The organism is Agarivorans sp., assembly GCF_050295395.1.
In the GTDB taxonomy this organism is placed as follows: domain Bacteria; phylum Pseudomonadota; class Gammaproteobacteria; order Enterobacterales; family Celerinatantimonadaceae; genus Agarivorans.
On the sequence record NZ_JBNKPP010000289.1, the window covers coordinates 1 to 6460 of the forward strand.

The following is a 6460-nucleotide window of genomic DNA, read 5'->3' on the forward strand; positions in this document are numbered from 1 at the left end:
TTTTGCATCGGCATAGAGCTGCGCAGCGCGGGGATCAGTGTTCGCCAGTTATTACTCAACCGCCGCGGATTAATCATCGCTTTGGTGATGGTATTAAGCTCCATTCCTGCCGGGCTTATCTGCGCCTACTGGTTTGATTTATCCTACTCTGTAGGCTTGGCCATGAGCAGTGGCTTTGGCTGGTATTCCTTATCGGGGGCCTTACTCACAGAAGCGACTAATCCACTGATTGGCAGTACCGTCTTTTTTGCGGATTTAAGCCGCGAGTTAATTACCCTACTGCTAATCCCCAGCTTAATGCTGCGCTCACCCGCCGCCACTATTGGTTATGCCGGCGCCACCGCCATGGACTTCTCGCTACCGATGTTACAACGAGCCGGAGGCAACCAGCTGGTGCCAGTGGCCATCGCCAGCGGCTTTATTCTCAGCTTGCTTTGCCCACTACTGATCTTGGTATTGGTGAACCTCGCTTAAACAGCTCAGCGCTAATCGCTGGGCTGCTGCTCGATATGCTCAGCGATAGCCTTATCTAGCAACTTGAGATCTTCCGGATAGTCGTGACTGAGTTGGTAAATCCAGTCTTCCACATTGTCCGCCCAAGCTGGAAACTCCGGCGATTGGATTTTATTCGCCAGACGCTGGATCCGTGCCAAGCCAATCGAACCGGCGGCGCCTTTAATTTTATGCGCTTCCGAAACAATGCCTTGTTTGTCTTTAGCAAACATATTGCTTTCTAATACTTGCAAATAGTCTGGCATAACTTTTTTGAACAAATCCACGCTGTCATTTAACACCTTAACCCCAATGGTTTCACAGAATTGTTCTATCAAATCTAAATCCAAAATCGGCAGCGAGCTGCGGCTTAGAGCTTGCTTAGGCGAAACGGGCGCCTCAGCTTGAGGCTCTTCACCAACGGCAAAAACCTCATTAAAACAATGCACCACTGCATTACGATTAATCGGTTTATGGATCACATCCACCATCCCAGCTGCCTGAAATTGGCTTTTGCTATTCACCACATTGGCGGTTAAGGCCACCAGCGGTGGCATTTGCGCTGCACTGTATTGTCGCTGCCATTGATTGGCAATATCAAAGCCGGTCATGTCGGGCAATTGAATGTCTAACAGCACCAAATCGAAGTTATCTGGTTCAAACATCGCCAATGCCTGCTGGCCACTCTTGGCCACTTCAACCTGATGGCCCAATTTTTCCAACAGCGCCTTGGCAATGGTGATGTTTAGCTCGACATCTTCAACCAATAAAATCTCTAAGGGTGGATGGTCAATTTGTTCGGCTTCATCGGGTATAACATCTAAATCCACCGTTAAGCGCACCGTAAAACACGAGCCTTTTCCCACTTGGCTGCTCACCACAATATCCCCACCCATGGCGCGCACCAGTTGCCGTGATACCGATAAACCAATGCCGGTTCCGGTGGCAGACTTACTGCCTTCCACCTGATAATACATGGCAAAAATTTGTTCTAACTGATCTTCGGGTATGCCCGGTCCAGTGTCTTCAATGACAAATTCCAATTCCACTTGCTGTTCGGCAATCGGCTTGGCTTTAATGGTCAAGGCCACCTGCCCGTGTTCGGTGAATTTCACCGCGTTATGGGTTAAGTTCCACAATACCTGGCGTAAGCGCGTTGGGTCGGCAACAATGCTTTGCGGGATCGGGCCAATTTGTTCAAAACGAAAACCCAAACCCTTGGCCTGTAATTGCATTTCGGTCAGCGTTTCGATGTCACTCACCAAGGCGTTAAAGTCCATCACTTCCATAGACACCGCAAAGCGGCGCCGATCTAACTTATCTAAGTCGATGATGTCGTTAAAGATATTACCCAAAGTGGTGGCACTTAATAATATCGTATTCACGTGTTTACGCTGGGCGTCGTTTAACGGGGTATCCAACAGCATTTGACTCAGACCCACCACCCCGTTCAAAGGGGTTCGTAACTCATGACTTAGGGTTGAGATAAATTGCGCTTTGTCGCGATTGGCCTTTTCAATATTGGCTTGATGGCGCATCCGCTCGGTAATATCACGACCAAAACCTAACAAACCAAGACGGTTGCCATTACGCCCATAAAACGGCACTTTACGCAGCTCGAAGAAAGCTTTGCGCCCATCCGGATATTCCAGCCATTGCTCATAAGTTAAGGGTTCATCATTATCAAATACCTGATGGTCGGTTTCGACAACCTTGTCGGCGACTTCTTCGGGGTACACATCATAAGGCGTCAAGCCAATCAATTGCTTTTCGGAGCGCCCCACCAGCTGCTCCAACGCCAAATTGCAGCCTGAAAACTGCCCTTGTTCATTACGGTAATACACCAAGTCTGGGGAACTGTCGATGAAGCTACGTAGCAGCGCCGAGTGTTCTTCCAACTCCTGTTGCGCCTGCTGGCGTTGCTTCACCTCCAACTCTAAATGGCTGATTGCCTGACGGCGCGCTGCTTCGGCTTTTTCCCGTTCGTCGATTTCGTTGTTTAGTTGGCTAATATTGGCTTTTAAACGATTAGTTAATTGTAAATCGCGTGAGCGCATCTTCTCTAACTTGCGGATCATCTTGCTTAAACGTTGCCGCGAATCTTCGATTTGCTCTACCACCACCGACATAAAAAATACCGCCCAGGGGGTGATAATCAAGGCAAAGAAAACCGAGCGAATTAAATCCACCGACGACACCTGCCCAGTAAGAGCAAAGGTCACACTCATTTGTATCGCAAGGGCGACTAAAATAATGGCACCAGCTAAGCTGATACTAAATTTTACGATGCCCAAGCGAGATAACAGATGCACATAGTAAGTAGCGAGTTTCTTTAACGGCGTCATTCAAGCCCTTTCCTTATACCGGAGCTGATTTTATGCTTGCTTGCACAAGTCCATAAAATAAAGAGGGTTAATAGTAAACCAGTTTTTATGGTATAACAGCCCATCATTTTACACCTTAATCTCATGTCAACGCGCTAAGCCTTGGCAGTTTCTGTGGAGAACTACGCGCATGTCTAGTGTTATGCCTGATATCGCCCATTCAGGACGTGCTCAAACCGAAGGTAAGCTAAACTGGGTTGGGATGAGCCAAATCGAAATGCCAATGTTGATTGCCTTTGAAGGCCAACAGCCTAGTCGTGTTAGCGCTCGCATCGAAGCTTTTGTCAGCTTAGATGACCCTCAGACCAAAGGCATCCACATGTCGCGTTTGTATCTAATTTTAGATCAACTGTCGAATCAGCAAGTCTTGGATTATCCGGCATTAAACGCCATTTTAGATCAATTTATCGAAAGCCATCAGGACCTTAGCGAACACGCGCAAGTTCGTTTCGATTTTGATTACCACTTACGTCGTCAATCACTGGTATCGGGTAAAACCGGATGGAAAGCCTACCCCACCAGCATAGTGGCCACTCGTCATCAACAGCGCACCGAGATAGAACTCAGCGTTGAAGTACCTTATTCTTCGACTTGCCCTTGCTCGGCAGCTTTAGCCCGCCAGTTAATTCAGCAAGCCTTTAGCGAACAATTTAGCCAAGAGCAAGTGTCTCGCGACGAGGTTCAGCAATGGTTAGGCAGCACCCAGGGCATTGTTGCCACGCCACACAGCCAGCGCAGCATCGCTCAAGTCAAAGTAAAATTAGACTCTAAGGCAACAGATTTACCCTTGATCGAACTCATCGACCAACTGGAAGACAGCCTAAAAACCCCGGTACAAGCGGCAGTAAAACGCGAAGACGAACAAGAATTCGCCCGGCTTAACGGCCAAAATCTGATGTTTTGCGAAGATGCGGCGCGGCGGTTGCAGCACTGTTTAAACCGCCGCCCAGACATTGAAGATTTTTGGGTGCGAGTCAATCACCTAGAAAGCCTGCACGCTCATAACGCAATAGGCATTGTCACCAAAGGCCTTAGCCAAGGTTATCAGGCCTAAGTAACTAGGCGCTGTCCCCGGCACAGCAATAACGCGCCTTACCTTGATGTTTGGCGCGATACAATTGCAAATCGGCGATGCGAACTAGCTCGCCATAATCCACACCCTGTTGAGGCACCACAGTGGCCACGCCAATACTCACAGAAATATACTCACCCGCCTCTGAATACTCGTGGGGGATCTTAGCTTGAGCCATGTTTTCCAGTACGTTTTGGGCCACCAATTTAGCCCCGTCATTACTGGTATTGGGCAATAAAATCGCAAACTCTTCACCGCCATAACGCGCCACCAAATCAGAGCCGCGTTTAATCGAACGACTGGTGAGCTTAGCCACCTGACGTAGCGCCTCATCCCCCTGTTGGTGACCATAGTTGTCGTTATACTGCTTAAAGCTATCAATATCTAATAGCAGCAAACTCAACTCTAAACCTTCACGGCGATGAGTTAGCCACAACTGCTGTAGCTTTTCATCAAAGCTACGTCGGTTAGCCACCTGAGTTAAGCTGTCGATAAAACTGAGTTCCTGCAACTGCATAATGGCGTCGGCCAACTGCTGTTCGGTGGCCTTACGCTCGGTCACATCCCGAGTAATGAAAATGATCCCTCGTTCACCACTAACATCATCAAAATAAGGGCCTTTAATTACCTCATACCAAATCTGATGGCCGTCATCTAAATACACCAACTCTTCGTAACGCAACGGTTTGCCGGTTTCGAGAATTTGTCGATTTTGCACTTGATGTTGCTCAAGCTGTTCGGAGCTCAGCACTTCAGTTAAATGTTTACCTAATAGCTCATCGCTGGTGTAACCAAACATCTTGGCAAAAGGCTCGTTACCACCAATAAAATTACCCTTATCATCGATAAAGCCCAGCGGATCGGGGGTAGAATGAAACACCGTACGGATCAAATTGTTTTGCCGACCGAGTTGCTTTTCAGAACTTAACCTATTTTGGTTTTCCTGTTCCAATTGTCGATTCAATTCATGCCACTTAGTCACGTCATAAGAAACGTTCAGCACCCCGGTCACTTCATCTTGCTGGTTTTTCAATGGATAAATATTATGCTGTAGTAATATTTGACGACTATCCGGGGCACTAAACCATTCGGTATGTTGGCAGGGCTTACCCGCTAATACCTCTGAATCATAGGCCTGACTTAAACTCAACTCACGGCGAGTTAAGAAGTCACTTAAACGCTTACCGGTCAGGTCATTAGGTTTCAAACCATGCAACGCGGCCCAAGCCTGATTACAGCCCAGCAAGCGCTCATCCGCGTCTTTAAAATAAATGAATTCGGGGATCGAATTAAGCACATTGGCAAACAGTGCTTGTTCTTGCTCTATGCGATTAAGGTAGCTGTAACCCTGAGCATTTTCGTAAGCGTTAATATACCAAAGGTCACGACCATGATGTTCCTGTAGATTGGCGTAAATCAGCAGCACTCGTGAATGCTCACCAAATTCCAACTTCCAGTGGATCCCTTCCACTCGCTCCTGCTGTTGGTAGGGCTCGAGTAATGCTATTAACTGGGTTAAATGCTCGGGGCAAGAAAACTGCCAGCTTTTGCCACTATTTGACAATTGCACTAATTCACAGAAACGTGAGTTAGCAAATAAGACCTGTTTGGCATCACTATCCAGTGTTATTTGTCCGGCCGGTGATTTTTGCATAGCCAAACGCTTGGCACGCACCTTTTTGGCCGACAAGGCCCACAATATGGTCACCACTACCAACAAAAGACTGAGTAAAGCGATTGAGGCCTGCATCCAAGCCGCCGGATAGAAACTGCTTTGCATTAATTGTCCATTTTTTCCACAACAGCGCTTACTTTACCTGAATAATTTAAACATTAAAATAATCATTTACTAAACAAGGGATTAGCTCACGCATCGTGGATAATTAGCGGCTCAACGCGCTGCCTTGCGGGCCCTCTGAGGCTAATTTTTTAGCAATCGCTGTCAGGGCCAACCACTTGTTTTGACACCATTCTGGCGCCAACAGTACTGGTGGGCGGGCATGCGCACTGACCCGGTGATAAACCACCTGTGGTGGAGTATGGCGAATCAAGTGAACCGCTTGCTCCACATAATCAGCCTGGTCCATTACCAACAAACGCCCGGCTCGCCAAGCCTTGGCCATACTGCTGCCCTCAACCACATGCAAAGGATGCAACTTAATCCCTTCCACCCGTTCTGCCAACACGGCATTTAAAGACGCCATGTAATCGGCTGGCCCCTCGCCCGGCAAGCCCAAAATTAAGTGAGCGCATACCTTAAGCCCGTGATGATGCGCCCGCGCCACGGCCTGCTGAAAGGCCGCAAAATCGTGGCCACGATTGATCCGCTTCAAGGTATGGTCGTTAGCGCTTTGTAAGCCTAACTCTAGCCACACTTCCTTCCCCTGCTGCTGATAGTCGGCCAGCATCTTTAATACAGCTTCGGGCACACAATCTGGACGGGTACCAATACATAAGCCCACCACGGAGTCGTCCTCCAGCGCTTGCTGGTACATACCACGCAAGTATTCAA

The 6460-nt window shown here is 48.2% G+C and carries 5 protein-coding genes; 2 read left to right on the plus strand and 3 right to left on the minus strand.

Going from position 1 to position 6460, the window contains the following annotated elements; all coding sequences use genetic code 11:
* Window positions 1-474, plus strand: a 474-nt coding sequence (locus ACQY6Q_RS17160) for a lysine exporter LysO family protein (RefSeq protein WP_427983322.1), incomplete at its 5' end; no start/stop codon positions are given.
* An 11-nt stretch (window positions 475-485) separates the two neighbouring features.
* On the opposite strand, the gene arcB is transcribed toward ACQY6Q_RS17160, so the two are convergent.
* Complete coding sequence (arcB, locus tag ACQY6Q_RS17165) at window positions 486-2837, minus strand: aerobic respiration two-component sensor histidine kinase ArcB (RefSeq protein WP_427983323.1); 2352 nt, start codon at window positions 2835-2837, stop codon at window positions 486-488.
* Between the two features lie 169 nt (window positions 2838-3006).
* On the opposite strand from arcB, the gene folE2 reads away from it, so the two are divergent.
* Window positions 3007-3930 (plus strand): GTP cyclohydrolase FolE2, encoded by a 924-nt coding sequence (folE2, locus tag ACQY6Q_RS17170; RefSeq protein ID WP_427983325.1) that lies wholly within the window; start codon window positions 3007-3009, stop codon window positions 3928-3930.
* A 4-nt stretch (window positions 3931-3934) separates the two neighbouring features.
* Here folE2 and ACQY6Q_RS17175 read toward each other — a convergent pair whose 3' ends face one another.
* Together ACQY6Q_RS17175 and ACQY6Q_RS17180 are read right to left on the minus strand one after the other, a co-directional pair.
* Entirely contained in the window at window positions 3935-5728 is a 1794-nt protein-coding gene (locus tag ACQY6Q_RS17175) for a sensor domain-containing diguanylate cyclase (protein WP_427983326.1), read from the minus strand.
* Between the two features lie 103 nt (window positions 5729-5831).
* On the minus strand, window positions 5832-6460 hold a 629-nt coding region (locus ACQY6Q_RS17180), incomplete at its 5' end, for a TIGR01212 family radical SAM protein (RefSeq protein WP_427983328.1).